Origin of the sequence: Pseudomonas sp. MM213 (assembly GCF_020423045.1) — a bacterium.
In the GTDB taxonomy this organism is placed as follows: domain Bacteria; phylum Pseudomonadota; class Gammaproteobacteria; order Pseudomonadales; family Pseudomonadaceae; genus Aquipseudomonas; species Aquipseudomonas migulae.
The window spans coordinates 6,440,679-6,467,010 of sequence record NZ_CP081943.1 but is presented as its reverse complement, the minus strand read 5'-3'; the positions used below and the strand labels follow the sequence as shown (position 1 = coordinate 6,467,010).

Annotated in this window: 31 protein-coding genes and 1 pseudogene; 9 read left to right on the top strand and 23 right to left on the bottom strand. The window is 60.1% G+C overall.

Translation table 11 applies throughout. The features are described 5' to 3' along the window. Positions 1–14: 14 nt before the first annotated feature. Together K5R88_RS29470 and K5R88_RS29465 are read left to right on the top strand one after the other, a co-directional pair. A complete protein-coding gene (locus K5R88_RS29470) occupies positions 15–839 on the top strand; it encodes an ion transporter (RefSeq protein WP_008039865.1) in 825 nt (274 codons plus the stop codon). A gap of 93 nt (positions 840–932) precedes the next feature. Next, positions 933–1,928 (top strand): sulfate ABC transporter substrate-binding protein, encoded by a 996-nt coding sequence (locus tag K5R88_RS29465; RefSeq protein WP_008039863.1) that lies wholly within the window; start codon positions 933–935, stop codon positions 1,926–1,928. Between the two features lie 77 nt (positions 1,929–2,005). Here the strand turns inward: K5R88_RS29465 and K5R88_RS29460 are convergent, their stop codons facing one another. Further along, positions 2,006–2,623: a hypothetical protein gene (locus tag K5R88_RS29460; RefSeq protein ID WP_226298831.1), complete on the bottom strand. Its 618-nt coding sequence runs from the start codon at positions 2,621–2,623 to the stop codon at positions 2,006–2,008. A gap of 214 nt (positions 2,624–2,837) precedes the next feature. Here K5R88_RS29460 and K5R88_RS29455 point away from each other — a divergent pair, with 214 nt between their 5' ends. Then, a complete protein-coding gene (locus K5R88_RS29455; protein ID WP_226298830.1) occupies positions 2,838–4,043 on the top strand; it encodes an MFS transporter in 1,206 nt (401 codons plus the stop codon). A gap of 98 nt (positions 4,044–4,141) precedes the next feature. Here the strand turns inward: K5R88_RS29455 and K5R88_RS29450 are convergent, their stop codons facing one another. After that, positions 4,142–4,546, bottom strand: a complete 405-nt coding sequence (locus K5R88_RS29450) for a type II toxin-antitoxin system HicB family antitoxin (protein WP_192226071.1) — start codon at positions 4,544–4,546, stop codon at positions 4,142–4,144. Further along, positions 4,546–4,758 carry a type II toxin-antitoxin system HicA family toxin gene (locus tag K5R88_RS29445; protein ID WP_081501757.1) on the bottom strand — a complete coding sequence of 71 codons (213 nt, stop codon included), beginning with the start codon at positions 4,756–4,758 and terminating at the stop codon, positions 4,546–4,548. Before K5R88_RS29445 ends, K5R88_RS29450 begins: the two co-directional genes overlap by 1 nt. 281 nt (positions 4,759–5,039) lie before the next feature. On the opposite strand from K5R88_RS29445, the gene K5R88_RS29440 reads away from it, so the two are divergent. The 4 genes and pseudogenes from K5R88_RS29440 (at position 5,040) to K5R88_RS29425 (ending at position 7,189) form a co-directional block, all read left to right on the top strand. Further along, positions 5,040–5,759 carry an SDR family oxidoreductase gene (locus K5R88_RS29440; RefSeq protein WP_008026798.1) on the top strand — a complete coding sequence of 240 codons (720 nt, stop codon included), beginning with the start codon at positions 5,040–5,042 and terminating at the stop codon, positions 5,757–5,759. A gap of 39 nt (positions 5,760–5,798) precedes the next feature. Then, positions 5,799–6,068: pseudogene (locus K5R88_RS29435) on the top strand (LysR substrate-binding domain-containing protein); the annotation flags it as partial. An 81-nt stretch (positions 6,069–6,149) separates the two neighbouring features. Next, positions 6,150–6,617: a helix-turn-helix domain-containing protein gene (locus tag K5R88_RS29430; protein ID WP_223449629.1), complete on the top strand. Its 468-nt coding sequence runs from the start codon at positions 6,150–6,152 to the stop codon at positions 6,615–6,617. Beyond that, a complete protein-coding gene (locus K5R88_RS29425; protein WP_226298829.1) occupies positions 6,614–7,189 on the top strand; it encodes a PIN domain-containing protein in 576 nt (191 codons plus the stop codon). Before K5R88_RS29430 ends, K5R88_RS29425 begins: the two co-directional genes overlap by 4 nt. Before the next feature lie 56 nt (positions 7,190–7,245). Here K5R88_RS29425 and K5R88_RS29420 read toward each other — a convergent pair whose 3' ends face one another. The 10 genes from K5R88_RS29420 to ccmA all read right to left on the bottom strand — a co-directional run bounded on the left by K5R88_RS29420 (position 7,246) and on the right by ccmA (position 14,614). Then, positions 7,246–7,650: a hypothetical protein gene (locus K5R88_RS29420; protein WP_008039842.1), complete on the bottom strand. Its 405-nt coding sequence runs from the start codon at positions 7,648–7,650 to the stop codon at positions 7,246–7,248. Between the two features lie 14 nt (positions 7,651–7,664). Then, positions 7,665–8,867 carry a c-type cytochrome biogenesis protein CcmI gene (ccmI, locus tag K5R88_RS29415; protein WP_008039841.1) on the bottom strand — a complete coding sequence of 401 codons (1,203 nt, stop codon included), beginning with the start codon at positions 8,865–8,867 and terminating at the stop codon, positions 7,665–7,667. Next, positions 8,860–9,333, bottom strand: coding sequence for a cytochrome c-type biogenesis protein (locus K5R88_RS29410; protein ID WP_192226062.1), 474 nt, complete (start codon positions 9,331–9,333; stop codon positions 8,860–8,862). Before K5R88_RS29410 ends, ccmI begins: the two co-directional genes overlap by 8 nt. Beyond that, positions 9,330–9,866 carry a DsbE family thiol:disulfide interchange protein gene (locus K5R88_RS29405; RefSeq protein ID WP_226298828.1) on the bottom strand — a complete coding sequence of 179 codons (537 nt, stop codon included), beginning with the start codon at positions 9,864–9,866 and terminating at the stop codon, positions 9,330–9,332. Before K5R88_RS29405 ends, K5R88_RS29410 begins: the two co-directional genes overlap by 4 nt. Beyond that, complete coding sequence (locus K5R88_RS29400; RefSeq protein ID WP_207285363.1) at positions 9,863–11,851, bottom strand: heme lyase CcmF/NrfE family subunit; 1,989 nt, start codon at positions 11,849–11,851, stop codon at positions 9,863–9,865. The genes K5R88_RS29405 and K5R88_RS29400 overlap by 4 nt, the downstream gene beginning before the upstream one ends. Positions 11,852–11,854: 3 nt before the next feature. Then, a complete protein-coding gene (gene ccmE, locus K5R88_RS29395) occupies positions 11,855–12,310 on the bottom strand; it encodes a cytochrome c maturation protein CcmE (RefSeq protein WP_008026817.1) in 456 nt (151 codons plus the stop codon). Then, complete coding sequence (ccmD, locus tag K5R88_RS29390) at positions 12,307–12,483, bottom strand: heme exporter protein CcmD (protein WP_008026820.1); 177 nt, start codon at positions 12,481–12,483, stop codon at positions 12,307–12,309. The genes ccmE and ccmD overlap by 4 nt, the downstream gene beginning before the upstream one ends. Further along, positions 12,480–13,235 (bottom strand): heme ABC transporter permease, encoded by a 756-nt coding sequence (locus K5R88_RS29385; protein WP_008026821.1) that lies wholly within the window; start codon positions 13,233–13,235, stop codon positions 12,480–12,482. Before K5R88_RS29385 ends, ccmD begins: the two co-directional genes overlap by 4 nt. Before the next feature lie 78 nt (positions 13,236–13,313). Next, positions 13,314–13,982, bottom strand: a complete 669-nt coding sequence (gene ccmB, locus K5R88_RS29380) for a heme exporter protein CcmB (protein WP_008026823.1) — start codon at positions 13,980–13,982, stop codon at positions 13,314–13,316. Continuing rightward, positions 13,979–14,614 carry a cytochrome c biogenesis heme-transporting ATPase CcmA gene (gene ccmA, locus K5R88_RS29375; protein WP_008026825.1) on the bottom strand — a complete coding sequence of 212 codons (636 nt, stop codon included), beginning with the start codon at positions 14,612–14,614 and terminating at the stop codon, positions 13,979–13,981. Before ccmA ends, ccmB begins: the two co-directional genes overlap by 4 nt. A gap of 196 nt (positions 14,615–14,810) precedes the next feature. On the opposite strand from ccmA, the gene fliK reads away from it, so the two are divergent. Both fliK and K5R88_RS29365 read left to right on the top strand, forming a co-directional pair. Then, positions 14,811–16,385, top strand: coding sequence for a flagellar hook-length control protein FliK (fliK, locus tag K5R88_RS29370; RefSeq protein ID WP_226298827.1), 1,575 nt, complete (start codon positions 14,811–14,813; stop codon positions 16,383–16,385). Beyond that, complete coding sequence (locus K5R88_RS29365) at positions 16,382–16,711, top strand: EscU/YscU/HrcU family type III secretion system export apparatus switch protein (RefSeq protein WP_223554582.1); 330 nt, start codon at positions 16,382–16,384, stop codon at positions 16,709–16,711. The genes fliK and K5R88_RS29365 overlap by 4 nt, the downstream gene beginning before the upstream one ends. A 420-nt stretch (positions 16,712–17,131) precedes the next feature. On the opposite strand, the gene K5R88_RS29360 is transcribed toward K5R88_RS29365, so the two are convergent. The 10 genes from K5R88_RS29360 to K5R88_RS29315 form a co-directional block, all read right to left on the bottom strand. Then, a complete protein-coding gene (locus K5R88_RS29360) occupies positions 17,132–17,524 on the bottom strand; it encodes a DUF2802 domain-containing protein (RefSeq protein WP_207285365.1) in 393 nt (130 codons plus the stop codon). Then, complete coding sequence (locus tag K5R88_RS29355; RefSeq protein ID WP_008024622.1) at positions 17,525–18,010, bottom strand: chemotaxis protein CheW; 486 nt, start codon at positions 18,008–18,010, stop codon at positions 17,525–17,527. 74 nt (positions 18,011–18,084) lie between these two features. Continuing rightward, the gene (locus tag K5R88_RS29350) at positions 18,085–19,023 is read right to left on the bottom strand and encodes a CheW domain-containing protein (protein WP_223554580.1); all 939 of its coding nucleotides are present in this window, start codon (positions 19,021–19,023) and stop codon (positions 18,085–18,087) included. A gap of 1 nt (position 19,024) precedes the next feature. Then, positions 19,025–19,813: a ParA family protein gene (locus K5R88_RS29345; RefSeq protein WP_008039835.1), complete on the bottom strand. Its 789-nt coding sequence runs from the start codon at positions 19,811–19,813 to the stop codon at positions 19,025–19,027. A gap of 39 nt (positions 19,814–19,852) precedes the next feature. Further along, entirely contained in the window at positions 19,853–20,743 is an 891-nt protein-coding gene (motD, locus tag K5R88_RS29340) for a flagellar motor protein MotD (RefSeq protein ID WP_008024618.1), read from the bottom strand. Between the two features lie 15 nt (positions 20,744–20,758). Beyond that, positions 20,759–21,499 carry a flagellar motor protein gene (locus K5R88_RS29335; protein ID WP_008039834.1) on the bottom strand — a complete coding sequence of 247 codons (741 nt, stop codon included), beginning with the start codon at positions 21,497–21,499 and terminating at the stop codon, positions 20,759–20,761. After that, entirely contained in the window at positions 21,499–22,629 is a 1,131-nt protein-coding gene (locus tag K5R88_RS29330; protein ID WP_226298826.1) for a protein-glutamate methylesterase/protein-glutamine glutaminase, read from the bottom strand. Before K5R88_RS29330 ends, K5R88_RS29335 begins: the two co-directional genes overlap by 1 nt. A 50-nt stretch (positions 22,630–22,679) precedes the next feature. Then, on the bottom strand, positions 22,680–24,950 hold the full coding sequence (locus K5R88_RS29325; protein WP_226298825.1) for a chemotaxis protein CheA: 2,271 nt from the start codon (positions 24,948–24,950) through the stop codon (positions 22,680–22,682). Between the two features lie 55 nt (positions 24,951–25,005). Beyond that, positions 25,006–25,794 carry a protein phosphatase CheZ gene (locus tag K5R88_RS29320; protein ID WP_008039817.1) on the bottom strand — a complete coding sequence of 263 codons (789 nt, stop codon included), beginning with the start codon at positions 25,792–25,794 and terminating at the stop codon, positions 25,006–25,008. Between the two features lie 22 nt (positions 25,795–25,816). After that, complete coding sequence (locus K5R88_RS29315) at positions 25,817–26,188, bottom strand: chemotaxis response regulator CheY (RefSeq protein ID WP_008006721.1); 372 nt, start codon at positions 26,186–26,188, stop codon at positions 25,817–25,819. Between the last annotated feature and the right edge of the window lie 144 nt (positions 26,189–26,332).

The window sequence follows — 26,332 nt, the reverse complement described above, 5'->3', positions numbered from 1 at the left end:
TTCAGGCGTTATCCATGGACAGCAGCAAAAACTGGCGTGAAGACCTTTACGTCATGGTTTTCCAGAGCGACACCAAGGCCGGGCGGCGCTTCGACGGCATTCTGCTGTTGATCATCCTCGCCAGCATCGTCATCGTGATGCTCGACAGCATCGACACGATTCATCAGAACTACGCCAACGTGTTGGCGTACATCGAGTGGGGCTTCACGGTCATTTTCGCCATCGAATATGGCCTGCGCCTGTACTGTTCGCCCAAGCCGCTGCGTTATGCGTTCAGCTTCTACGGGCTGGTGGATTTGCTGGCGATCGTGCCCGGCATCCTCGCGCTGTATTACGCCGATGCGCAGTACCTGCTGATTATCCGGATCATCCGGATGCTGCGGATTTTCCGTGTGCTCAAGCTCAGTCCGTACCTCAAGCAAGCCAATTACCTGATGTTGGCGCTGCGTGGCAGCAAGCAGAAGATCGTGGTGTTTCTGGTCAGCGTCTGCACGCTCGTCACGGTGTTCGGCACGCTGATGTACGTGATCGAAGGCCCGGAGCATGGCTTCACCAGCATTCCAAAAGGCATCTACTGGGCTATCGTGACGCTGACCACCGTCGGTTTCGGCGACATCGTGCCGAAGACGCCCTTGGGCCAGGTGATTTCGTCGCTGGTGATGATCACCGGTTACTCGATCATCGCCGTGCCAACCGGGATTTTCACCGCCGAACTGGCCAACGCCATGCGTGGCGAACAGTTGCAACACGACTGCCCGGTGTGTAAGAAAAACAGCCACGAGCACGGCGCTGCATTTTGCTCGCGGTGCGGCAATGTGTTGTTCAAAAAACTGGAATAAGCAAAGTGCTTTTTAATCTTTAAAGGACTATACGAGCCCGGTTATAGTCGCTGGCAAATTGCCTCACATTTAAATTAGAACAAGGAATGCGCAGTGAAAAAACTCTTTGGCGCCTCACTTCTGGCCGCTGGCCTGGCATTGACCAGCGTTGCTCAAGCTGCACCAACCCTGCTCAACGTTTCCTACGACGTGATGCGCGATTTCTACAAGGACTACAACGCTGCCTTCCAGAAACACTGGCAAGCCGAGCACAACGAAAACATCACCCTGCAGATGTCTTTCGGCGGTTCGAGCAAACAGGCGCGTTCCGTGATCGACGGCCTGCCGGCTGACGTCATCACCATGAACATGGCCACCGACATCAACGCCCTGGCGGACAACGGCAAACTGGTGCCGGACAACTGGGTCACCCTGCTGCCGAACCACAGCGCGCCGTTCACCTCGGCCACGGTGTTCATCGTCCGCAAAGGCAACCCGAAAGCCCTGAAAGACTGGCCGGATCTGCTCAAGGACGGTGTGCAAGTGATCGTGCCGAACCCGAAAACCTCGGGCAACGGCCGCTACACCTACCTTTCGGCCTGGGGTTATGTGCTGAAGAACGGCGGTGACGAGAACAAGGCCAAGGCCTTCGTCGGCAAGCTGTTCAAGCAAGCACCGGTGCTGGATACCGGTGGTCGTGCAGCTACCACTACCTTCATGACCAACCAGCTCGGCGACGTGCTGGTGACCTTCGAAAACGAAGCGGAAATGATTGCCCGCGAGTTTGGCCGTGATCAGTTCGAAGTGATCTACCCAAGCGTCTCCGCTGAAGCCGAGCCGCCAGTGGCCGTGGTCGACAAAGTGGTCGAGAAGAAAGGCACCCGCGCGGCGGCCGAGGAATACCTGAAGTACCTGTGGTCGCCAGAAGGCCAGGAAATTGCTGCGGCAAACTACCTGCGTCCGCGTGATCCGGCGGTACTGGCCAAGTACACCGACCGCTTCCCGAAAGTGGATTTCCTGTCGGTAGAGAAGACCTTCGGTGACTGGCGCACCGTGCAGAAGACGCACTTCAATGATGGTGGGATCTTTGATCAGATTTACGCTCAGTAACCGCTGATAGCCCAATGAAAAAGGCGACCTTAGACGGTCGCCTTTTTTGTTTTTGTGTTCACTGAAGTTCCCTGTCATCACATCGGCGGTGTGACGCCGTCCTTGCCAGCCGAGATGGATTGAGCGGTCAGCGTTCCATCCGCACTCTGAGTTACAAACGTCACGACCTTCACTCCCACCTTCAGCAAGCTGCGATCCCCCGGCACCAGGTTCACGATCGGCACATCTTCCGGCACCAGGATCTTCTGCTGTCCGCCCTTGTAGTTGACGGTCAACACCCGACCATTACTGACCACCAGATCACCGACGCTGCCGTTGGTCATGCTGCTGCCCTTGACCAGGTCGAAGGGTCGATGGCCATCGCCACTGCCGGCCAACTCCGGCGGAAAGACGTGGACTTCCAGCGCTTTGAGGGAGCCATCTTCCTGCGCTATGGCCGCCGAGCCGATGTAACTGCCCGGTTTGATGTCTTCGATATTGGCCAGGGTGACGGCGCGAATCCTGGTGTCCTTGGTCAGGTTGATGACCACGTTTTCGCCGCTGTTGACGTGGACCTTCAACACGTCAGGGCTGACCTCGGTGATCTCGCCGCGTACGCCGATGCGCATGCCCGGTGCGTCCGCAGCCTGGGCGAGGTTTGCCATGAACAATCCGATCAAAGTGCCGCGAATCAGGTAACGGAACATCGCGTTCATGAAAGTGCCTTCCGGTGATGAGTCGTAAGAGAGAACATAAGCACGCTATCGAACAAGATGTAAGTGAATGTATCATCGGATCTTGAAATTCAGGCGCAGGTTCCAGCGCCACTCATTCCGCAAAGGAATGATTGCTATCACTCCAATCCCTCTTCCGCCGACTCGGCCTGCCACTTAGCCTTCACGCATTCCTTTCAGTTCAGCGAGACACGTTATGAACTCAGCGACTCAGGCGCCCCACGGCGCCGCGACAATGACCAAAGGCATGGTGCTGCTGTTTGCCTTCTGCTGCGGCGCCATCGTTGCCAACATTTACTACGCGCAACCGATCATCGGCCTGATCGCACCCGACATCGGCCTGACCAGCACCATGGCCAGCCTGATTGTTTCGCTGACCCAGATTGGCTACGCGCTGGGCCTGTTCTTCCTGGTACCGCTGGGCGACCTGCTGGAAAACCGCCGACTGATGATCATCACCACCGTGGTGGCAATTGCCAGTCTGTTGGGCGCCGCGTTCACCGATCAGCCGAATGTGTTTCTGCTGATCTCGTTGCTGGTGGGTTTCAGCTCTGTGTCGGTACAGATCCTGATTCCACTGGCCGCGCACCTGGCGCCGGAGGAATCTCGCGGTCGAGTGGTCGGCGGGATCATGGGCGGTTTGCTGCTGGGGATCCTGCTGGCGCGACCGGTGTCCAGCGTCGTGGCTGACCACTTCGGCTGGCGGGCGATGTTTGTGATTGCGGCGGTGTTGATGGCGGCCATCAGCATCGTGCTGGCCATGACCATTCCCAAGCGCCAGCCTGATCACAGCGCTTCCTACGGTCAGTTACTCGGTTCGCTGTGGACGCTGCTGCGCCAGCAACCGGTATTGCGCCAGCGCGCGTTTTATCAGGGCTGCATGTTCGCCACGTTCAGCCTGTTCTGGACCGCCGTGCCGCTGGAGTTGGCGCGTAATCATGGCTTGTCGCAAACCCAGATCGCGATTTTCGCCCTGGTCGGCGCCATCGGAGCCATCGCCGCGCCCATCGCCGGTCGACTCGCCGATGCTGGCCACACCCGCATCGCTTCGCTGCTGGCGCTGCTGTTCGCCAGCCTGAGCTTCCTGCCAGCATTCATCCATCCGGCCTACAGCGTCATCGGCCTCGCCGTCACCGGCGTGGTGCTCGACTTCTGTGTACAGATGAACATGGTCCTCGGCCAACGGGCGGTCTACGCCCTCGACGCCAAAAGCCGCAGTCGCCTGAATGCGTTGTACATGACCAGCATCTTCATCGGCGGCGCGTTTGGCTCCTCGGTAGCCAGTGCGGTGTACGAACACGGCGGCTGGTTGTGGATCGTGATTGTGGGTAGCGCGTTTCCACTGTTGGCGTTGTTGCGGTTTTTGAGTGTTTCAGAGAAGCGTTCGCTGGCTACCGCTTAAGATGCCAAAAGCTTCGCGGGCAAGCCTCGCTCCTACAGGGTTTGCGCTGGACAAGTAGGAGCGAGGCTTGCCCGCGAAAGCGGTATACCTGGTATCACTCAGTGCCGAACCAGCTTCTCCATCGCCGCATCGGCAAGGAAAGAAGAGCGGCTTTTGACATTGTGCTCGCGCACATACCGGTCAATACGCTGAATCACATAGCCGGGCAACGTCACATTGACCTTCTCGGTCTTGCCCATATACGGCGAGATGTCCAGCTCCAGCATTCCCCATCCCATGTCGGCGAAGTCCGGGTTGCCACGATGGGCGGCAGCCGAAGTCGGCATCGGGATCGACTCCCCGTCAGCCGCCAGCTCCTGAAGCATGATGTGGGCAATCTCGATGGCGGCGTTATAGGCGTCTTCAAACGTATCCCCGGCTGTTACGGCACCCGGAATATCGGGGATCTGAATACCGATGGCGGTGTTCTCGTCGCCCCACTCGATACAGATTGGATATTGCATTATGGATCTCCTGCGTGACTGGCTGGCGGGCAGTACAGCCCGGCTCGCCTCCTGATGCTTTTAACCGTCCCGGTCGGTAAATCCTTTTTCGGGTGAGGGACGGGAATCGTGTACGGGTTGTATCGGTGGGTGAAGAGATGATGGCTGCCGGTAATCCGGTCCAGCGTCCAGCCCGCCTCCTGCAGTTCCTTGATCAATAACCTGCTTTGCACCAACAGCCTCCTTGCTCCGGCCCAGACAAAAATAACTCTAGAGTTATCTTTACTCAAGCACAAAAACCCTGATCACGACGTTCGGTTGTTTTACGATTTGTGATTGCGGCCCCGCGCTTCCTTCCCGAGAATGAATGCTTTCGCTCTGCGTCAGCAGTCCCCCCGAGGTATTCCCGGTTTACACTCAGCGTCCGGAGCCTGAAGCGATGCGGGATGTGGTTCGCGGTTGACCGGTTCAAATGCCGCCTGACCTGCGGCATGTTTTGTTCAAGGAGTGTGCAATGACCCGACGTACTTTTCTCATCACCGGCGCCAGCAAAGGCATTGGCCGCGCGGTGGCCGAACACCTGGACCGCGCCGGACACCGGGTGGTCGGCATTGCCCGCACGCCTGACCTGAGTTTTCCCGGCATCCTGTTTCCGCTGGATTTGAGCGACAGGGCACTCACTCAGGAAGTGCTGGCGGACCTGGCCGGGACTTACGAGTTCGATGGGCTGGTCAACAACGTCGGCCTGGTACGCCCGCAAGTGTTGGGAGAAATCGACCTCGATACGTTCGATGACGTGATGCGGGTCAACCTGCACTCGGCGTTACAGGCCACCCAGGCGCTGCTGCCGAACATGCGCGCCAAGGGTTGGGGTCGGGTGGTGAACATTTCCAGCCTGACGGTGCTCGGGATTACCCAGCGCACGGCGTATGCCGCGGCAAAAGCGGCGTTGATCAGCTTCACGCGCTCCTGGGCGCTGGAACTGGCGCAAACCGGCGTGACGGTGAACGCCGTGGCACCGGGACCGACGGAAACGGAACTGTTTCGCGCCAACAACCCGCCGGGAAGCGAGGGCGAGGCGCGTTATCTGGCCGGTGTGCCGATGGGGCGTCTGGGACAACCGCAAGAAATTGCCGCCGCGATTGCATTTTTGCTGTCAGAACAGAGCGGGTTCATCACCGGCCAGACGCTGTTTGTAGACGGTGGTTCTTCAATAGGCAAAGCGGCGTTCTGACCCACAACACAGATCCCTGTAGGAGCGGTCCGGCTGCTTGAAGAACAAACCGTCACCGTCAGCGGCAGGATTCGTGTCAGCGCCGCGCAAGGTCTGCGTGAAGCGGCGCTGGCCCATCAAGGGCTGACCATGGCGTCGGCATGGATGTTTGCGCCGGAGCTGGCCAGCGGAGTGGTCAGGGAGGTGATGACGAAGTGGACGCTGCCGATTCAGGAACTCTGGGCGGTGTTTCCAACCGGGCGGATGGCCAGCGCCAAGGCTCGGGCGTTTGTAGAGTATGTGCAGGGGTTGTTGGTAAAAAGGGTCTGACAGCACCCGTTTCGTTTATTGCGATTTTCGATTATTTCGAATAGCCTGCCAGCTTCGCTTACTCAGAAGGCTGGAACCATCATGTCACCCACCCTCCATCCGACGATAAACCTCCCGCTGGAGCGCGAAGTGCAGGCTGCTATTGAGGGTCAGCGCGCATTGGCGGCCTACCTTGCCACTCAATTCGAAACACAGCGCATCCAGATTTTCGACGACCGGAATGAGGCTCACAGCGTCGAATTACCCACTTCGGCTCTTCGTTTGCTAGTCGATATCCTGGAAGCGCTCGCTGCGGGCAATGCTGTCAAAGTAGTCCCGGTTCACGCTGAACTGACGACGCAGGAAGCGGCTGATCTGCTTAACGTCTCACGCCCGCACCTGATCAAACTGCTCGAATCCGGCGACTTGTCCTACCACAAAACCGGCAAGCACCGACGTGTGCGCTTTGCCGATTTGATGGACTATAAAAACCGGCGCGATACCGCCAGCGAGCAAGCAATGATGCTGCTCGCCGAGCAGGCACAAGCGTTAAGGACAGGATACGAGTGAGGCACTCCTCTTTTACCGCTGTATATGACGCATGTGTGCTGTACCCCGCGCCCCTGAGAGATTTTTTGATGTGGCTTGCACTCTCCGGACGTTTTAGAGCGAAATGGACAATGGAGATACACAACGAATGGAAACGCAATTTGCTCAAAAACCGTCCGGATCTGACCACAGGACAACTGAACCGCACGTCCGAACTGATGGATCAGGCATTACCCGACGCTTGCGTGTCCGGTTACGAAGAGCTTATTGAAGGACTGACGCTACCCGACGTCGATGATCGACATGTCCTGGCTGTTGCCATTCACTGTAATGCCAGCGTCATCGTCACCTTCAACCAGAAAGATTTCCCCTGCACCGCCCTGAGCCCCTTCGGTATTGAGGCTCAACACCCTGACGAGTTCGTCGATAACCTTTTTGATCTCGATCCAGCGGCAGTGATCGAGGCGGCACAACGGCAGCGCAAGCAACTGAAGCTGCCGCCGATGGATGTCGATAGTTACCTTGAACTTCTGCTGCGTCAGGGCCTGGTTCAATCGAGCAAGGCATTGACCGAGTACCGCGCCATTCTCTGAACGTCCTTCACAGACTCCAGACAGCAAAACGGCGATCCGTAGATCGCCGTTTCCATTTACTGCCCGAATTGCCGTCCCAACCCACCGGGTACGCCATGGATGTCCGTGTCTTCCCATGGCCCGTTCGGGCTGATCGAGCGGCTCCAGCCGTTGTTCCAGCGGTAGTACGTGCGCTGGCGGTAGAAGGTGTTGGTCTGGTCATCGAGCACATATACGCCGAGCTTCTGATCCCAATGGCTGTTACCGCCCGGTGGCGGTGCGAAGCTGGCCGAGGTGCGTGGCATCGGTTTGGCGGGCTTGGCCGGAATACTTGGCTTGCCTGGCGTCGGTGTCGTTGACGGCGTCGGGCGGGGCTGCGACGGCGGGATCGGTGGCAGCGACGTCGGCTCTGGGCGCTGGACCGCACACGCGCTTAACCCCAAAACCAGACTGAGCAGGGTAATACGAGCAATGGCGGTCATGGCGGTGGTTCCTGTTATTTGTCTGGGCTGTCGATGGTCAGTTTTTGCGCCGCGGTGGTGCTGCTGGCCAGAGGCTGGCTGCGACCGATCCATTCGCCGGCAGTCGGTTGGCCGGCCCGTGAGATACGCGCAACCAGTTGGACTTCAGGAAAGTTCGACAGTTTCAACTGCGGCATCATTGCGTCGGCATCGCCCAGTTCGACGGTCGCCGGCAAGTCAGCCACGGTCAGGCGTTTGGCGGCCAATGGTGCGGGAGGCCCCGAGGTGGCGCGGGCGAAAATGAACACGCTGTCACCCGGCTGAACCTTGGCCTTGAGCTCTGGCGCCAGATCGACGCTGACCTTGAGCAGCGCTGCAACCTTGGGCGCAGGCGCCTGGGCAACCTTGCCGCCGCTGGCTTCGAGTTTCTCGGTAGCCCGGGCAATACCGCCTTGCAGCGCGGCGCGGGAGCCGTCTTCCGGTGGCAGTTGCACCAACAGGCGATTCCAGTAATCGATGGCGTCCTGATAATGCGCGCTTTCAAACGCGGCGATACCGAGCAGGCCAAGGCTGGTGACTTCCTTCGGATCGGCTTTCAGCGCTTCGTCGGTGAGGGCCTGAACCTTGTCCGACCACTTCTTGCCATCGGCGAAGTACTGGGCTTGCGCCCATTGGCCGAGCAGTTCCGGCTGACGACCGGCCAGGTTCACCGTGCGCTCGAAGATCTTCGCCGCGTCGGCGGGACGATCCTGCGCCATGTAAGTGCGACCCAGGAAGTACAGGCCTTCGGCCGAATCCGGTTGAGCGGCGACGGCGCGTTCCAGACGGCGGGTCATCTCTTCCATCGACTGCGGTGCCTGGGAGAATTCGCGGGTCAGTTCGACCTTGTCGCTGGCGCCGAAATGCAGGTAGAGCCCAAGCCCCAACACCGGCACCAGAATCGCCGCCAGCAATGGCAACGGTTTGCCCAGACGTGCCGCGCGCGGTGCATCGGCGCCTTCGGTGTCGGCGAGCAACTCACGAGCAGCTTCGGCGCGACCGGTTTCCAGTTGCGCAGCGTTGAGCACGCCCTCTTCCTGCTCGGTTTGCAACTCAGCCACGCGCTCTTGATACAGCGCGACGTTCAGGGCAGTACGATCCTCTTCCAGCTGGGCGCGGCGGCCACGCAGAACGGGAATCAGCAGAAAACTCAGGGCAACCAGAAGCAGCAGACCTGCAGCGAGCCAGAAATCAATCATTCTTGGTTTTATCCAACAGTTGATCGAGGCGCTCGCGCTCCTCGGCAGAAAGCTCATCCTTGGCATCAGCGCGTTGGACGCGACGACGGCGGACGATCACGGCGATGATCACAAAACCGCCCAACAGCAGGCCGGCGGGGCCGAACCAGAGCAAGGCAGTCTTGGCGTTGAGTGCGGGTTTGTAGCGGACGAAATCACCGTAGCGATCGACCATGAAATCGATGATCTGCTGATTGTCCTTGCCCTCGCCCAGCATGCGGAAAATCTCTTTGCGCAGGTCGGCGGCGATCGGTGCGTTGGAATCGGCGATGTCCTGATTCTGGCACTTGGGGCAACGAAGCTCTTTGGTCAGCTCGCGAAAACGCTCGCGATCAGCTTCTTTGGCGAACTCATAGGTGTCGATGGCCGCGTGCGCCACGCCGGCCATGCTCAGGCCCAATACAACGGCAGCTATCCAGCGCTTCATGGCTTGGCCTCATCCACCAGCGCCTGATACTTGGCCGCCAGTTTTTCGCGCCAGACCTGCTCGTCGATCACGCCGACGAATTTGTCGCGGATGATGCCCTTGGCGTCGATGAAGAAGGTTTCCGGAGCGCCGTATACGCCGAGGTTCAGGCCCAGCGTGCCTTCGTCGTCACGGATGTCCAGTTGATACGGGTTGTGGAACTCCACCAGCCACTTCAAGGCATCCGCATTGATGTCCTTGTAGTTGATGCCGTAGATCACCACGCCCTTCTCGGCCAGTTTGTTCAACACCGGGTGCTCGACCCGGCAGGAAATGCACCAGGTGCCCCACACGTTGACCAGCGCCGGTTTACCGAGAATATCTGCCTTGGTCAGGGTCTTGTCGCCCTGCACCGCGGGCAGGGAAAACTCCGGGAACGGCTTGCCGATCATTGCCGAAGGCAGCTCGGCCGGGTCCAGAAAGAGCCCGCGATAAAGGAAAACAGCCACCACCAGAAAAATCGCCAGCGGCAACAGCATCAACCAACGTCTCATGCAGTCGCTCCCGTCATGCCCAGTGCTTCACGCACGCGGCTTTTCACCTTGACCCGATAACGACGATCCAGCGCCGCCAGCAGCCCGCCCAAACCGGTCAGCAGACCGCCGAACCAGATCCAGCGCACGAACGGTTTGACGTGCACGCGCACGGCCCAGGCGCCATCACCCAGCGGTTCGCCGAGTGCGACATAGAGGTCGCGGGTGAACCCGGCGTCGATCCCGGCTTCAGTCATCACCGAGTTCTGCACGGTGTACAGGCGTTTTTCCGGGTGCAACACACTGATTTCCTTGCCGTCGCGGATCACCCGTACGGTGCCTTTGTCGGAGGTGAAGTTCGGGCCTTCGAAGTGCTTGGCGCCTTCGAACACGAACTGGTAACCGCCCAGGTCCATGGACTCGCCCGGTGCCAGGCGCAGGTCACGTTCGGCGCTGTTCTGGCTCGACAGCACGACACCGAGCGCGCACACGGCGATACCCAAATGCGCAAGCTGCATGCCCCAATAGCTGCGAGTCAGGGTCGGCAGGCCTTTGATCAGGCCTTTGTGGCGGGTCTTGTCGAAGATGTCGCGGATACCGGCCAGCAACACCCAGGCGGCCAGCATGAACGTCGCGATCACGGCCCAGTTGAAATCGCCATAAGCGACGCCAGCCACCACGGCCAGCGCGGCGCTGCCGAGCAATACCGGGGTCAGCATGCTCATCAGCCATTTGACCGGCGTGTCTTTCCAGCGCACCAGCATGCCAACCGCCATCACCACCATCAGCAACGCCATCAACGGAATGAACAGCGCGTTGAAATACGGCGGGCCGACCGACAGCTTGGCGCCGGTCATTGCATCGAGAATCAGCGGGTACAAGGTGCCCAGCAGGATCATCGACGCCGCTACCACCAGCACCAGGTTGTTGCCCAGCAGCAAGGTTTCGCGAGACCAGAGGTTGAAGCCGACATGGCTCTTCACCACCGGCGCGCGCAGGGCAAACAGCGTCAGCGAACCGCCCACCACGAACAGCAGGAAAATCAGGATGAACACGCCGCGCTCGGGATCGGAGGCAAAGGCGTGAACCGAGGTCAGCACGCCGGAACGCACCAGGAACGTACCCAGCAAGCTCAACGAGAACGCAGCGATGGCCAGCAACACGGTCCAGCTCTTGAACACGCCACGTTTTTCCGTGACCGCCAACGAGTGGATCAACGCAGTGCCCACCAGCCAAGGCATGAAGGAGGCGTTTTCCACCGGGTCCCAGAACCACCAGCCGCCCCAGCCGAGTTCGTAGTAAGCCCACCACGAACCGAGGGTGATGCCGATGCCGAGGAAGGCCCAGGCGACGATGGTCCATGGACGCGACCAACGTGCCCACGCCGCATCGAGTCGACCGCCGAGCAATGCCGCGATGGCGAACGCGAAGGCCACGGAGAAACCGACGTAGCCCATGTACAGCATCGGCGGGTGAACGATCAGGCCGATGTCTTGCAGCAGCGGGTTGAGGTCACGACCGTCCGCCGGAATCTGCGGCAGGATCCGTGCGAACGGGTTGGAGGTAAGGATCAGGAACATCAGGAAACCGGTGCTGATCATGCCCATCACCGCCAGCACCCGCGCCAGCATCACTTGCGGTAACTGCCGGGAGAACACCGACACGGCGAAGGTCCAACCACCGAGGATCAACGCCCACAACAGCAACGAACCTTCGTGCGCGCCCCACACTGCACTGAACTTGTAGTACCACGGCAAGGCGCTGTTGGAGTTGCTGGCGACGTAGGCGACGGAGAAGTCGTCGGCCATGAATGCGTAGGTCAGGCAACCGAAAGCGAACAGCAAAAACGCGAACTGCCCCCAGGCGGCCGGCTGGGCCAGGCTCATCCACAAACGATCACCGCGCCAGGCACCGAGCAACGGCACCACGGCCTGAACCAGCGCGAAACACAGCGCCAGAATCATGGCCAGATGGCCGAGTTCAGGAATAAAGATTCCAGATGTCATCGATCAACCCTCCTTCGCGGGCGTTGGAGCAGATTGACCACTGTCTTTCAAAGCCTTGGTCACTTCCGGCGGCATGTATTTCTCATCGTGCTTGGCCAGCACTTCGTCAGCCACCACCACGCCATCGGCGTTCAATTTGCCCAGCGCAACGATGCCCTGCCCTTCGCGGAACAGGTCCGGGAGGATGCCGCGGTAACTGATGGTCACGGACTTGTTGAAGTCGGTGACGATGAATTTCACGTCCAGCGAATCGCCGGAACGTTGCAGCGACCCCTTCTCGACCATGCCGCCCGCACGGATACGCGTGTCTTGCGGCGCTTCGCCGTTGGCGATTTGCGTCGGGGTGTAAAACAGATTGATGTTCTGCTGCAGGGCGCTCAGGGCCAGACCGACGGCAGCGCCGACACCGACCAGGATCGCGAGAATGATGATAAGACGCTTTTTGCGCAGCGGATTCACTTGCCGTTCTCCCGGCGCAGACGACGCGCCTCTTGTTGCAGATACCGCTTGCGGGCCAGGATCGGCGCCGCCACGTTGAGGGCCAGCACTGCCAGGCTGATGCCGTAGGCTGACCAGACATACAGGCCGTGATGGCCCATGGCGAGGAAGTCGCCGAATGAAGCAAAAGTCATCGAGCGGCCTCCAGGCTGTTCTGCACTTCGGCTTTCACCCAACTGGCGCGGGCCTCGCGCTTGAGCACTTCAAGGCGCATGCGCAGCAGCAAAACCGCGCCGAAGAAACAGTAGAAACCCAGCACCGTCAGCAGCAATGGCAGCCACATTTCGACCGGCATCGCCGGTTTTTCGGTGAGGGTGAAGGTCGCGCCCTGGTGCAGGGTGTTCCACCACTCCACCGAGTATTTGATGATCGGGATGTTGATCACGCCGACAATCGCCAGCACCGCGCAGGCCTTGGCCGCGCTGTCACGATTGCTGATAGCGTTGCCCAGCGCAATGAGACCGAAGTACAGAAACAGCAGAATCAACATGGACGTAAGTCGTGCATCCCAGACCCACCACGAACCCCAGGTCGGTTTGCCCCAGATCGCGCCGGTGACCAGCGCCACGGCGGTCATCCAGGCACCGATGGGCGCCGCGCATTGCAGGGCGACGTCGGCCAGTTTCATTTTCCACACCAGCCCGACGATGCCGCACACCGCCAGCATCACGTAGACCGACTGCGCCAGCATGGCGGCGGGAACGTGAATATAGATGATGCGAAAGCTGTTGCCTTGCTGGTAGTCCGGCGGCGCGAAGGCCAGGCCCCAAACGACACCAATGCTGATCAGCAGCAACGCTCCGATGCTCAGCCACGGCAGCAGTTTGCCGCTGATGCCATAAAACCATTTGGGTGAGCCGAGCTTATGAAACCAGGTCCAGTTCATTACTGTTTCCATCACGGTTGCTGCTCGCCATCACGAGCAGCCTAGGGTCTTTACTGGTTAAAATTTAACCAGACCTCATTATTCGCCGACGCTGATCTTCAGGCCAGCAGCTATTGCAAAAGGTGTCAGGGTTATCGCCAGGGCGGTCAGGCTACCAAGCCACAGGAGATAACCGATCGCCGGCATGCCCTGCAATGCCGCCTGCAAGGCGCCACTGCCGAGAATCAATACCGGGATGTACAACGGCAGAATCAGCAGGGCCAGCAACAAGCCGCCCCGCTTCAAGCCTACCGTCAGGGCCGCGCCCACCGCACCGAGCAGGCTCAGCACCGGTGTACCCAGCAACAGGGAAAGCAGCAACACGGGCAGACAGGCGGTGGGTAAACCGAGCATCAACGCCAGCAGTGGAGCGAGCAAAACCAGTGCCAGACCAGAGAAGGCCCAGTGTGCCAGTACCTTGGCCAAAACCAGAAGAGGCAGGGGGTGCGGCGAAAGGACCCACTGCTCAAGGGAACCGTCTTCGAAATCACTGCGGAAAAGCCCGTCCAGCGAGAGCAAAACCGATAAAAGGGCTGCCACCCAGACCAGTCCCGGAGACAAGGTTTGCAACAATTGAGACTCGGGACCGACCGCCAACGGGAACAGCGAAACCACGATCGCGAAGAACACCAACGGATTGGCCAACTCCGCCGGACGACGGAACAACAAGCGAGCCTCACGGGCGACCAACAGGCCGAAAACACTCATACGGCCCAATTCCCCAGATCAATGTCGCGATAGCCGGTCGGCATTCGACTCAGCGTGTGGTGCGTGGTCAGTACCACCATGCCGCCGCGCTCACAGTGCGCGGCCAGGTGTTCTTCGAGTTGCGCCACGCCTTGCTTGTCGAGCGCAGTGAACGGCTCGTCGAGGATCCACAGCGGCGGGCTGTCCAGATACAACCGCGCCAGGGCCACGCGGCGTTGCTGACCGGCGGACAGGGTGTGGCACGGAACATCTTCGAAACCGCGCAGTCCGACAGCAGCAAGCGCTGCCCAAATGGCTTCATGGGAGGCTGGTTGATGCAGCGCGCAGAGCCAGCTGAGGTTTTCTTCGGGGGTCAGCAGATCCTTGATGCCCGCGGCATGGCCGATCCACAGCAGATTGCGCGCCAGTTCGCTGCGTTGTTCGTTCAGCGGCTGGCCATTGAGCAGCACTTGACCGGCGGTCGGTTGCATCAGGCCCGAAAGCAAACGCAAAAGGCTGGTTTTGCCACTGCCGTTGGGGCCGCTGATTTGCAACATTTCGCCACTGGCCAGTCTCAATTCGAGATTTTCGAAGAGCAGTCGAAGGTCTCGCTCACAAGCAAGGGCAACGGTTTGCAGGACAGGACTGGTCAAGAGATCACGGGCCTTTACGGTTCAAGTCGGCGGCGGAACGGCCGCTAAAGAGATGCAGCATAGATGCATTGGCGGCCTGTTCTAGAGAGCTGCGTCAAACAAATGCAATGTTTTCGCCACTCTGTGAAAGACGGGCGGCATTATACATGCCATGCCCCACTCTAAAGAGGGCAATTTCCTCAGGTTGTGACCGCGTATGACAGGCGAAATGAACATCCTCCCGCTACCACCGACCACGCCCGCGACATCGCGACCGCAGGTGGTGAGTGGCGAACTGCTCAAGCTGCTGACGCCGATGGAGGGCCTGATTACCGTCGGGCAGACCGCCAAAGCCGAAGTGCTGTCGCTGAAGCAGGCGGATCAGTCCTTTCAACTGCTGCTCAAGGTCACCCTTGAAAGCGGCCGTCAGACCACGGTTCAGGCCACCAGCAGCCAACCGTTGCCACAGGGCACGAATCTGGCAATTACCCAGCCATCGGCCGGCAACCTCGCCGTGACGGTGCAACAAGCCATTGCCTCCAGCGTCGCCACCCTCACCCGCATCGACACCACACAACTGCCGGTGGGCACCCTGCTGCAAGGCAAAGTGCTGACCTCCCAGGTACTGCCGCAAGTGCCGGGCCAACCGACGGTGTTTCGTTCGATGGTGAGCCTGCTCAACACGGCACTGAGCGGCAGCACCCTGAACATCGACAGCCCGACGCCGCTGCGCATCGGCACTTTGCTGAGCGCGCTGGTGCAAGACACCCAGACCCTGAAATTCGTCCCGTTGAGCAGCCGCCAGGAACAACTGGCAGTCACTCAACAACTGGTCAGCCAACAGAGCCGCCAGGGCTCGCTGGACGGATTACTGAAACTGCTGCAAAACCTGCCAGCCTCGAATCAGACGTCCAACGACCTGCGGGCCGCCGTGGACAAGTTGCTCGCCGGCCTGCCGGACGTGCAACAACTCAGCACGCCAAAAGGCCTCGCCCAGGCGCTGGCCAATAGCGGGCTGTTCCTTGAAGCAAAACTGCTCGCCGGGACGAATCCGACGCTGGCACCGGATATGAAAGGTGATTTGCTGAAGTTGATCGCGCAACTGACACCGGGGTTGCCGGCCAACACCAATCTCAATGCGATCATCGCTGCCAACACGCTGGCCCAGACCATGCCTAACTTTGTGCGTAGCGCCCTGGGCATGCTCGGCCAGGTCAGCGCCAAACCACAGCCGACCAGCTTTCCTTTGCCGGAACGCTTCCTGCAGAGCGCGGACGGCGAAGGTGATCTGGAGCACTTGCTGCGTCTGGCGGCAGCGGCAGTTTCACGCCTGCAAAGCCATCAACTGTCGAGCCTGGAGCAAACCGGCGTCACGAACGACGGCCGGCTGATGAGCACCTGGCAGCTGGAAATCCCGATGCGCAACATGCAGGACATCGTGCCGTTGCAGGTCAAGTTCCAGCGCGAGGAAGCACCGGAGAAAGAACAAGCCAATGAACGCCGTGACGAACGCGAGCCCAAGCAACAACTGTGGCGCGTCGAGTTGGCGTTCGACATGGAGCCGTTGGGGCCGTTGCAGATTCAGGCGCAGTTGATCAACGGCAGTCTGTCCAGCCAGCTGTGGGCCGAGCGGCCGTACACCGCGAGTCTGATCGAGAGCAACCTTGTCGGGCTGCGCGAACGCTTGCTGGCATCTGGCCTGAATGTCGGCGATCTCGATTGCCACCTTGGCACACCGCCGCAAGGCCCTCAAACCCGTCTGGAACAACGCTGGGTCGACGAAACCGCATGAGAAATCCCGATACTCCACGCCAGGCCATCGCCCTCAAATACGACGGCACCCACGCCCCTACCCTCACGGCCAAGGGCGACGAAGAACTGGCGGAAGAAATCCTCAAGATTGCCCGCGATTATGAAGTACCGATCTACGAAAACGCCGAGCTGGTGAAATTGCTCGCGAGGATGGAGCTTGGGGACAGTATTCCGGAGGAGTTGTATCGCACGATCGCCGAGATCATTGCGTTTGCCTGGAATCTGAAAGGCAAGTTTCCGGCGGGGCATGACCCGAATGCGCCGATGATCGAGAAGGACATCACCGATCGCGGGGATGATTACTGAGGTTTCGAAGACGCCATCGCCAGCAAGCCGGCTCCTACAATTTTTTGTGGTGTAGCACGAACCTGTGAACACCACTGACCTGTAGGAGCCGGCTTGCTGGCGAGGCGGCCCTGAGGCTTGCACCGCCCTTTCGGACGCCATCGCTGGCAAGCCGGCTCCTACAGTTTTTTGTGGTGTAGCACGAACCTGTGAACACCACTGACCTGTAGGAGCCGGCTTGCCGGCGAGGCGGCCCTGAGGCTTGCAGCGCCCTTTCGGACGCCATCGCTGGCAAGCCAGCTCCTACAAGTGCGCCGTCGTGTGAAAAATCCGGGAACACACCAAACTCTGTAGGAGCCGGCTTGCCGGCGAAGCGGCCTTGAGTCTTGCAGCGCCCTTTCGGACGCTATCGCCAGCAAGCCGGCTCCTACAAAAGCTATGTCAGTTCTTGTGCAGCTTGCTCATCAACTCCGCCTCAGCCTGGGTCAAGCCGCAGGACTGAGTCAGTTCATCGACGCTCGCGCCCATTCCGACCAGGCGCGCTGCCTGGGCAAACGACAGGCTCGACGGGTCGCGCTGTTCAAGCTGAGCCAGCTTGTCCGGCAACGGCCCGACCACCGCGCGCAGCTCGTGCAGGTCTTCACCCATGCGCACGCTGCCGTTCTGGTAGTTGTCAACGCGTTTGCCCAGGTCCTTGATGCGCTGATCGCGCAGCGCATCGCCCTCGGCCTGTTGCGCAGCGATCCGCCGCTGAGCGCGAATGTACGCCAGAAACATTGCCAGCGTGCCTGCCCAGAAGAGGAACAGGACAATGACCGCAACCTCAAGAATCAATCAGATACTCTCCAGTTCCGACCATTCTTCTTCGCTCATCATCTTGTCCAGCTCGACCAGGATCAGCAATTCGTTGTTCTTGTTGCACACGCCTTGAATGAACTTGGCGGACTCTTCGTTACCCACGTTCGGCGCGGTTTCGATTTCCGACTGACGCAGGTAAACCACTTCAGCCACGCTGTCGACCATGATCCCGACCACTTGCTTGTCGGCTTCGATGATGACGATCCGGGTGTTGTCGCTGATCTCGGCATTCATCAGGCCGAAGCGCTGACGGGTGTCGATCACGGTCACCACATTGCCGCGCAGGTTGATGATGCCCAGCACGTAGCTCGGGGCACCCGGGACCGGGGCGATTTCGGTGTAGCGCAGGACTTCCTGAACGCGCATCACGTTGATGCCGTAGGTTTCATTGTCCAGCTTGAAGGTTACCCATTGCAGGATCGGATCTTCGGAACCTTTTGCAGACGACGCCTTATCATTCATACCCTGACCCCTCGAAAAACCGCCCTAGCGGTGTGTGTTCAGTGCGATGGCAAGTCACTTGCCCCGCGTGTTTTTTATGTCGGTTTGTGGGACGGCTTGCCGCCGCCCATGTGCTTCGCCCCACCGCTGGCGATCAGCTCGGCCAGTTCGGAAACGTCGAGCAACGCACACATGTGTTCAATCACCGTGCCCGCCAGCCATGGCCGTTGACCCCGGTGGGTGCGCCATTTGATTTCGTTCGGGTCCAGGCGCAACGAGCGGCTGACCTGATGCACGGCCAGCCCCCACTCGTAGCCCTGAACCGAAATAACGTATTGCAGGCCCTGACGGAAGTCATCGCGATAGCGGTCGGGCATGACCCAACGGGCGGTATCGAGCACTTTCAGGTTGCCGGCCTGGCTCGGCAGGATTCCGAGGAACCATTCCGGCTGACCGAACAGCGGTGTCAGTTCCTGACCGGCCAGGGAATAAATCGAGCCCAGGCACACCAGCGGCACCGCCAGGGTCAACCCGGCGACATCGAACAACAGGCATTCGAACGGCTCGGCGGCCCACGCAGGACGGCCGTTGGTTTCCACTGGCGGCGGCGTGTTGCTCGGCGGCAGATGGACTTCGACGATCGGCGGCACGAGCGCTTGCAGCTGCGGTGCGGTCGGCGGTACCAGCTCTTGCAGCAGCGGAGCGGTCGGCGGTACCAGCGCTTGCAGCAGCGGAGCGATGGTCGATACCGGCGCCAGAGCCGGCGCTTCCATCAGCGCCACCGGGGTTTTCACCACAGGTGCGGTGACCGGCGCGGCAACGGCTGGCGGTTTCTCGGCCGGCTTCTGCGCATCGCGCGCCTGCTCTTCAAGCACCGCGGCCTGGAATTCGTCCAGCGCCGCTTCAACCTCGACCACCTCGGGAATCGCTTCGATTTCCGGCGGCAACTCTTCGGTCGCGTCCATCAACAAGCTGTCCAGATAGGACTGGAGCGCAAGTTGCGGACGGGAAGTGATTTTTACCGGGCGATTCATCTCACGCCACCTGCGCAACGGATTGCTGCGTCAGCAAGTGCTTGAGCAGTGCGCGATAGGCCAGCACGCCGCGGCTCTTGCCGTCGAATTGCGAAGGCGTCACGCCGGCACGGCTGGCGTCGCGCAAACGCGTATCGACCGGGATGTAGCCTTGCCAGATTTCTTCCGGGTACTTGTCGCGCAACACCCGCAAGGTCCCGAGCGACGCCTGCGTGCGCCGGTCGAACAGGGTCGGCACGATGTTGAATGCCAATGGCTGCTTGCGCGAACGGTTGATCATCGCCAGCGTATTGACCATGCGCTCCAGGCCTTTGACTGCCAGGTGCTCGGTCTGCACCGGAATCACCAATTGCTGACTGGCCGCCAAGGCATTGACCATCAGCACGCCGAGCAACGGCGGGCTGTCGATCACCGCGTAATCGAAGTCCTGCCACAATTGCGCCAGGCTCTTGGCAATCACCAGGCCCAAACCACTCTGCCCCGGCGACTGGCGCTCAAGCGTCGCCAGCGCAGTGCTCGACGGCAACAGGGAAATACTCGCGTGACTGGTGGGCAACAGCAACTGACCGGGCAAGCCTTGCGGCACGCTGCCCCGGTGCAGGAACAGGTCGTAGCTGCTGTGTTCCAGGCTGTCGGGGTCGTAACCGAAGTAGCTGGTCATCGAGCCGTGGGGATCGAGATCGACCACGACCACGCGCTTGCCCGCCTCAGCCAGCAACCCGGCTAAAGCGATAGAGGAAGTGGTTTTACCAACACCACCCTTTTGATTGGCAACGGCCCAGACTCTCATTCGGATTGTTCCTCCCGGTCGATTCGACCGGGAAATAGCTCAACGTGTTAATGCGGGTGACGGAGAATTGACGGCGCTCTCTCGTCCCGGCGACTTGACTGGTGCAGGTGCAGTTTGTGTGCCAGCACGCTTCAACGCGGCATCCGGTTGCGCATGAGCGGTTCCGGTGCCTGTGAGGCTGCGACGGACATCAAGATTTCGCGACACCACCAACACCACACGACGGTTGCGCGCACGGCCTTCGGCGGTCGCGTTGTTGGCCACCGGCTGGAATTCGCCGTAACCCACCGATGCCAACCGACCAGGATTTACCCCCTGCATCGCCAGCATCCGCACGATGCTCGCCGAACGGGCCGAGGACAGCTCCCAGTTGGTCGGGTATTGCGCGGTGCGGATCGGTTGATCGTCGGTGAAACCTTCGACGTGAATCGGGTTGTCGAACGGCCTCAGGATCACTGCGACCTTATCGATGATGTTGAACGCCATGTCGCTGGGCATGGCATCGCCGCTGCCGAACAACAGGCTGGAATTGAGTTCGATCTCGACCCACAGCTCGTTGCCGCGAACGGTCATCTGGTTGGAGCTGATCAAGTCGCCGAACGCGGCGCTGATGTCATCGGCAATGCTTTTCAGCGGATCGCTGGCACCGGCGATGCCGGCGTCGACCTGTTCGCTGTCCTTGACCAGCGGCTTGGCCGGGGTCACGGTTTTCGGACGCTCTTCACCGATAGGGATCGGCTGGAGCGAACGATCCGAATCGGTGAACACGCCGATCAACGCTTGCGAGATGATCTTGTACTTGCCTTCGTTGATCGAAGAGATCGAGTACATCACCACGAAAAAGGCGAACAGCAACGTAATGAAGTCGGCATAGGAAACGAGCCAGCGTTCATGGTTTACATGTTCTTCAGGTTGTCGACGGCGTGCCATGGTCCATGTCTCCCATCAATCCATGAAGCCCTGAAGCTTCAACTCAATAGAGCGAGGGTTTTCACCTTCGGCGATCGACAGGATGCCTTCCAGCAACATTTCGCGATAACGCGACTGACGCATTGCAACGGATTTGAGTTTGGCGGCAATCGGCAACAGCACCAGGTTGGCACTGGCGACGCCGTAGATGGTGGCGACGAAGGCCACGGCGATGCCGCTGCCCAGTTGCGACGGATCGGCCAGGTTGCCCATGACGTGGATCAGGCCCATCACCGCACCGATGATGCCGATGGTCGGCGCGTAGCCGCCCATGCTTTCGAAGACTTTGGCCGCTTCGATGTCGCGGCTTTCCTGGGTGTAGAAATCCACTTCCAGAATGCTGCGAATCGCTTCCGGCTCAGCGCCGTCCACCAACAGTTGCAGGCCTTTGCGCGAGTAGGCGTCGGGTTCGGCGTCGGCGATACCTTCCAGACCGAGCAGACCTTCCTTGCGGGCGGTCAGGCTCCAGTTCACCACGCGGTCAACACCGCCGGCCAGGTCCACGCGCGGCGGGAACAGGATCCAGCCAACAATCTGCATGGCGCGCTTGAACGCGCTCATCGGCGATTGTAGCAGCGCCGCGCCGACGGTCCCGCCGAGCACGATCAACGCTGCCGGACCGTTGGCCAGCGCGCCGAGATGGCCGCCTTCAAGGAAGTTGCCACCGATGATGGCGACGAACGCCATGATGATCCCGATAAGGCTGAGTACGTCCATCAGATGCACGCCTCGACCAGGTGCTTGCCAATGTCGTCGAGACCGTACACCGCATCGGCGAGTTCGGCTTTGACGATGGCCATCGGCATGCCGTAGATCACGCAGCTGGCTTCATCCTGAGCCCAGATCGAGCTGCCGCCCTGCTTGAGCAGGCGCGCACCTTCACGACCGTCGGCGCCCATGCCGGTCAGTACCACCGCCAGAACTTTGTCACCGTAGGACTTGGCAGCCGAACCGAACGTGATGTCCACACACGGCTTGTAGTTCAGACGTTCGTCGCCCGGCAGGATTTTCACCGCGCCACGGCCGTCGATCATCATTTGCTTGCCACCCGGCGCCAGCAGCGCCAGGCCCGGACGCAGGATGTCGCCATCCTCGGCTTCCTTGACGCTGATGCGGCAGAGCTTGTCCAGACGCTCGGCGAACGCCTTGGTGAAGGCGGCCGGCATGTGCTGGATCAACACGATCGGGGCCGGGAAATTGGCCGGCAGCTGGGTCAGAACCCGTTGCAGGGCAACCGGGCCGCCCGTGGACGTACCGATGGCAACCAGTTTGTAGGCTTTGCGTTTCGGCGCTGGTGACGATGGGCTGGCCGCGAATGTGCGAGCCGGGATCGGTGCCGGTGCCGGACGAGCAGGTGCGCTGCTGCCATAACTGCCGACGCTGGAAGGCGCAGGTGTCGGCGCGGGTGCAGCGACCGGTGCCGGCGCGCTGTAGGCGCTGACACGACGGTTACTGCGCGAGATGCTGAGAATCTTCTCGCACAGCAGTTGCTTGACCTTCTCGGGATTGCGCGAGATGTCTTCGAAATTCTTCGGCAGGAAATCCACCGCGCCGGCATCCAGCGCGTCCAGGGTGACCCGGGCGCCTTCGTGCGTCAGCGAGGAGAACATCAACACCGGGGTCGGGCAGCGCTGCATGATGTGCCGCACTGCCGTGATGCCATCCATCATCGGCATCTCGTAGTCCATGGTGATCACGTCCGGCTTGAGGGCCAGGGCCTGATCGATCGCCTCTTTTCCGTTGGTCGCCGTACCGACGACCTGGATATTCGAATCCGCTGAAAGAATTTCCGAGACGCGGCGGCGGAAAAACCCCGAATCGTCCACCACCAGGACTTTGACTACCATAAACACTCCGTTAGGCGGGGGCGAGGCTTCGTCGCCCCGCTCCCCCAGAATCAAATACGCCGTGCGGCGCAACGCTTGAGCATGCTCGGAACATCGAGAATCAGCGCAATGCGACCGTCACCGGTGATGGTGGCGCCCGACATGCCCGGGGTTCCCTGGAGCATTTTGCCCAATGGCTTGATGACCACTTCTTCCTGGCCGACCAGTTGATCGACAACGAAGCCGATCCGCTGGGTGCCCACCGAAAGGATCACCACATGGCCTTCGCGCTGCTCTTCGTGAGCGGCGGAGCTGACCAGCCAGCGCTTGAGGTAGAACAGTGGCAGCGCCTTGTCCCGCACGATCACCACTTCCTGGCCGTCCACCACGTTGGTGGTCGACAGGTCGAGGTGGAAGATCTCGTTGACGTTCACCAGCGGGAACGCAAACGCCTGGTTGCCGAGCATGACCATCAGCGTCGGCATGATCGCCAGGGTCAACGGGACCTTGATGACGATCTTCGAGCCCTTGCCCTTGGTCGAGTAGATATTGATGGTGCCGTTGAGCTGGGCGATCTTGGTTTTCACCACGTCCATGCCCACGCCACGACCCGACACGTCGGAGATCTCGGTCTTGGTCGAGAAACCCGGTGCGAAGATCAGGTTGAAGCAGTCGGACTCGCTGAGGCGGTCCGCCGCATCCTTGTCCATCAAACCTTTCTTCACCGCGATGCCGCGCAACACGTCGGCGTCCATGCCCTTGCCGTCATCGGAGATGGACAGCAGGATGTGGTCGCCTTCCTGTTCAGCGGACAAAATCACTTTGCCGCTGCGCGGTTTGCCCATCGCTTCGCGATCGGCCGGCTCTTCGATACCGTGGTCGACCGAGTTGCGCACCAAGTGGACCAGCGGGTCGGCCAGGGCCTCGACAAGGTTTTTGTCGAGGTCGGTTTCTTCGCCGACCAGCTCCAGATTGATCTCTTTCTTGAGCTGGCGAGCCAGGTCGCGAACCAGACGCGGGAAGCGCCCGAAGACTTTCTTGATCGGTTGCATCCGGGTCTTCATGACCGCGGTCTGCAAGTCGGCCGTGACCACGTCGAGGTTCGACACGGCTTTGGACATGGCTTCATCGGCGCTGTTGGCACCCAGGCGAACCAGGCGGTTACGCACCAGTACCAACTCGCCGACCATGTTCATGATTTCGTCGAGACGCGCGGTGTCGACCCGCACGGTGGTCTCGGCTTCGCTGGCCGGTTTTTCCGCAGGCGGCGCGGCCGCTGCACGGGCAGGCGCCGGTGCAGCAGCGGCGGCAGGTTTTGGTGCAGCGGCGGCAGCAGGCTTCGCTGCTTCGGCTTTTGGCTCGGGCGCCTTGGCGACAGGTGCCGGGGCCTTGGCTACAGGCGTAGCTACCGAAGAGGCGGCCGAACCGGTGCCGACTTCAGTGAACTTGCCTTTGCCATGCAATTCGTCGAGCAGCGATTCGAACTCGTGATCCGAGATCAGATCGCCGCCAGCCGCTGCTGCGGTTGGCGCAGCCGGGGTCGGTACCGAGGCAATGGCCGATTCCAGCGCGTCGACGGCAAAGTTGCCCTTGCCGTGCAGCTGATCGAGCAGTGCTTCGAACTCATCGTCAGTAATGTCGGAACTGTCACCTGGCGCTTTCGGCGCAGCCGGTGCGGCAGGCGCAGCGGGTGTTGCCACCGCGTCGACGGCGAACTGGCCTTTGCCGTGCAACTGATCGAGCAACGACTCGAACTCGGCATCGGTGATTTCATCGCTGGTCGCGGCATCGCCGGCCGGCAGCGGAGCAGCGGCCGGGGCCTCAGCCTGAGCCTTGACGGCGTTCAGCGAGTCCAGCAGTTGTTCGAATTCGTTATCGGTGATGTCGCCTGATTCGGCTTCGGCAGCCGGCTCTTCCACCACTTCAGCCACAGGTGCGGCTTGATCGGCGGTTTGCGGCTCGGCCAGACGGGCCAGGGCTGCAAGCAATTCAGGCGTGGCAGCCGTTATCGGGCCACGCTCGCGGACTTCGCTGAACATGCCGTTCACCGCGTCCAGCGCTTCGAGAACCACGTCCATCAATTCCGAATCGACGCGACGTTCACCCTTGCGCAGGATGTCAAACACGTTCTCGGCGATGTGACAGCACTCCACCAGCTCGTTGAGCTGGAGGAAGCCGGCGCCCCCTTTTACAGTGTGAAAACCGCGAAAAATTGCATTGAGCAAGTCCGCATCATCCGGTCGGCTTTCAAGCTCGACCAGCTGTTCGGACAGTTGCTCTAGAATCTCGCCGGCCTCAACCAGGAAATCCTGAAGGATCTCTTCATCGGCGCCGAAGCTCATTAAGGGGGTGCTCCTAAAGGTCTAAAAACCTAAAAAACCTAAAATGCTAAAAAATCTAAAATCCTAGGCTGGATAACAAATCGTCCACATCGTCCTGACCGGACACAACGTCTTCTCTTTTATCGGCATGAATCTGCGGACCTTCACCCTGAGAGAGATGTTTTTGCGGATCTTTTTCTGCAAGCATCGCTTCACGGTCATGTTCGATGCCCGCAAAGCGGTCCACCTGACTGGCCATAAGCACGAGCTTGAGCAGGTTGCTTTCAACTTCGGTGACCAATTGGGTCACACGCTTGATCACCTGACCGGTGAGGTCCTGGTAATCCTGAGCGAGCAGAATGTCGTTGAGGTTGCTCGACACCGCGCGGTTGTCCGCGCTGCTGCGTGCCAGGAAACCATCGACACGCCGTGCCAGTTCACGAAATTCCTCAGCCCCGACTTCGCGACGCATGAACCGCCCCCAGTCCGTGCTCAGCGCCTGAGCTTCATCGCTCAGGCTGTTGACCAGCGGCGTGGAGTTTTCGACCAGATCCATGGTGCGGTTGGCTGCGGCCTCTGTCAGCTTGACAACGTAACCCAGACGCTCGGTGGCATCTGTGATCTGGGACACTTCCTCGGCTTGCGGCATGTGCGGGTCAATCTGAAAATTGACGATCGCACTGTGCAGCTCGCGGGTGAGCTTGCCCACTTCCTGATACAGGCCGCGGTCACGGGTCTGGTTGAGCTCATGGATCAGTTGCACAGCGTCGCCGAACTTGCCTTTTTCAAGGCTTTCGACCAGTTCGACCGCGTGTTTTTTCAGGGTCGATTCAAAATCGCCCTGTGAAGATTCGTTTTGGTCCATAGCTTCCCCGTGGCGCAGTTTCTCAACCGATGCGTTCGAAAATCTTCTCGATTTTTTCTTTCAACGCCTGGGCCGTGAAGGGTTTGACCACATAGCCGTTTACGCCGGCCTGGGCCGCTTCGATGATCTGCTCGCGCTTGGCTTCAGCGGTCACCATCAGCACTGGCAGGTGCTTGAGCTTTTCATCGGCGCGCACGTGGCGCAGCAGATCGATACCGGTCATGCCAGGCATGTTCCAGTCCGTTACCAGAAAGTCGATGCTTCCGCTGTTGAGAACCGGAATGGCAGTAATGCCATCGTCGGCCTCGACCGTGTTGGTGAACCCAAGGTCACGCAACAGGTTTTTTATGATCCGCCGCATCGTTGAGAAGTCATCAACGATGAGGATTTTCATGTTCTTGTCCAATTCGACCTCCAAGCAGTCTTAAACGCGCCCAGCACCTGGACGCGCCATTTCAATCAATCCGGCAAAGCACTCAATGACTGTCTGGAGCACAACAGATCGAGACCGGCGCAGTTCAACACCACACCAGCCAAG

Excerpts from the sequence above, each read along its gene's own strand:
- K5R88_RS29455 (WP_226298830.1), top strand. The coding sequence starts at position 2,838 with ATGAACTCAGCGACTCAGGCGCCCCACGGCGCCGCGACAATGACCAAA.
- fliK (WP_226298827.1), top strand. The coding sequence starts at position 14,811 with ATGACAGGCGAAATGAACATCCTCCCGCTACCACCGACCACGCCCGCG.
- K5R88_RS29450 (WP_192226071.1), bottom strand. The coding sequence starts at position 4,546 with ATGCAATATCCAATCTGTATCGAGTGGGGCGACGAGAACACCGCCATC.
- K5R88_RS29315 (WP_008006721.1), bottom strand. The coding sequence starts at position 26,188 with ATGAAAATCCTCATCGTTGATGACTTCTCAACGATGCGGCGGATCATA.
- K5R88_RS29365 (WP_223554582.1), top strand. The coding sequence starts at position 16,382 with ATGAGAAATCCCGATACTCCACGCCAGGCCATCGCCCTCAAATACGAC.
- K5R88_RS29325 (WP_226298825.1), bottom strand. The coding sequence starts at position 24,950 with ATGAGCTTCGGCGCCGATGAAGAGATCCTTCAGGATTTCCTGGTTGAG.
- ccmI (WP_008039841.1), bottom strand. The coding sequence starts at position 8,867 with ATGATTGATTTCTGGCTCGCTGCAGGTCTGCTGCTTCTGGTTGCCCTG.
- ccmB (WP_008026823.1), bottom strand. The coding sequence starts at position 13,982 with ATGAGTGTTTTCGGCCTGTTGGTCGCCCGTGAGGCTCGCTTGTTGTTC.
- K5R88_RS29400 (WP_207285363.1), bottom strand. The coding sequence starts at position 11,851 with ATGACATCTGGAATCTTTATTCCTGAACTCGGCCATCTGGCCATGATT.
- K5R88_RS29330 (WP_226298826.1), bottom strand. The coding sequence starts at position 22,629 with ATGGTAGTCAAAGTCCTGGTGGTGGACGATTCGGGGTTTTTCCGCCGC.
- K5R88_RS29470 (WP_008039865.1), top strand. The coding sequence starts at position 15 with ATGGACAGCAGCAAAAACTGGCGTGAAGACCTTTACGTCATGGTTTTC.
- K5R88_RS29460 (WP_226298831.1), bottom strand. The coding sequence starts at position 2,623 with ATGAACGCGATGTTCCGTTACCTGATTCGCGGCACTTTGATCGGATTG.
- K5R88_RS29335 (WP_008039834.1), bottom strand. The coding sequence starts at position 21,499 with ATGGACGTACTCAGCCTTATCGGGATCATCATGGCGTTCGTCGCCATC.
- K5R88_RS29350 (WP_223554580.1), bottom strand. The coding sequence starts at position 19,023 with ATGAATCGCCCGGTAAAAATCACTTCCCGTCCGCAACTTGCGCTCCAG.
- motD (WP_008024618.1), bottom strand. The coding sequence starts at position 20,743 with ATGGCACGCCGTCGACAACCTGAAGAACATGTAAACCATGAACGCTGG.
- K5R88_RS29410 (WP_192226062.1), bottom strand. The coding sequence starts at position 9,333 with ATGAAGCGCTGGATAGCTGCCGTTGTATTGGGCCTGAGCATGGCCGGC.
- K5R88_RS29320 (WP_008039817.1), bottom strand. The coding sequence starts at position 25,794 with ATGGACCAAAACGAATCTTCACAGGGCGATTTTGAATCGACCCTGAAA.
- K5R88_RS29345 (WP_008039835.1), bottom strand. The coding sequence starts at position 19,813 with ATGAGAGTCTGGGCCGTTGCCAATCAAAAGGGTGGTGTTGGTAAAACC.
- K5R88_RS29355 (WP_008024622.1), bottom strand. The coding sequence starts at position 18,010 with ATGAATGATAAGGCGTCGTCTGCAAAAGGTTCCGAAGATCCGATCCTG.
- K5R88_RS29430 (WP_223449629.1), top strand. The coding sequence starts at position 6,150 with ATGTCACCCACCCTCCATCCGACGATAAACCTCCCGCTGGAGCGCGAA.
- K5R88_RS29440 (WP_008026798.1), top strand. The coding sequence starts at position 5,040 with ATGACCCGACGTACTTTTCTCATCACCGGCGCCAGCAAAGGCATTGGC.
- K5R88_RS29420 (WP_008039842.1), bottom strand. The coding sequence starts at position 7,650 with ATGACCGCCATTGCTCGTATTACCCTGCTCAGTCTGGTTTTGGGGTTA.
- K5R88_RS29405 (WP_226298828.1), bottom strand. The coding sequence starts at position 9,866 with ATGAGACGTTGGTTGATGCTGTTGCCGCTGGCGATTTTTCTGGTGGTG.
- K5R88_RS29385 (WP_008026821.1), bottom strand. The coding sequence starts at position 13,235 with ATGAACTGGACCTGGTTTCATAAGCTCGGCTCACCCAAATGGTTTTAT.
- ccmD (WP_008026820.1), bottom strand. The coding sequence starts at position 12,483 with ATGACTTTTGCTTCATTCGGCGACTTCCTCGCCATGGGCCATCACGGC.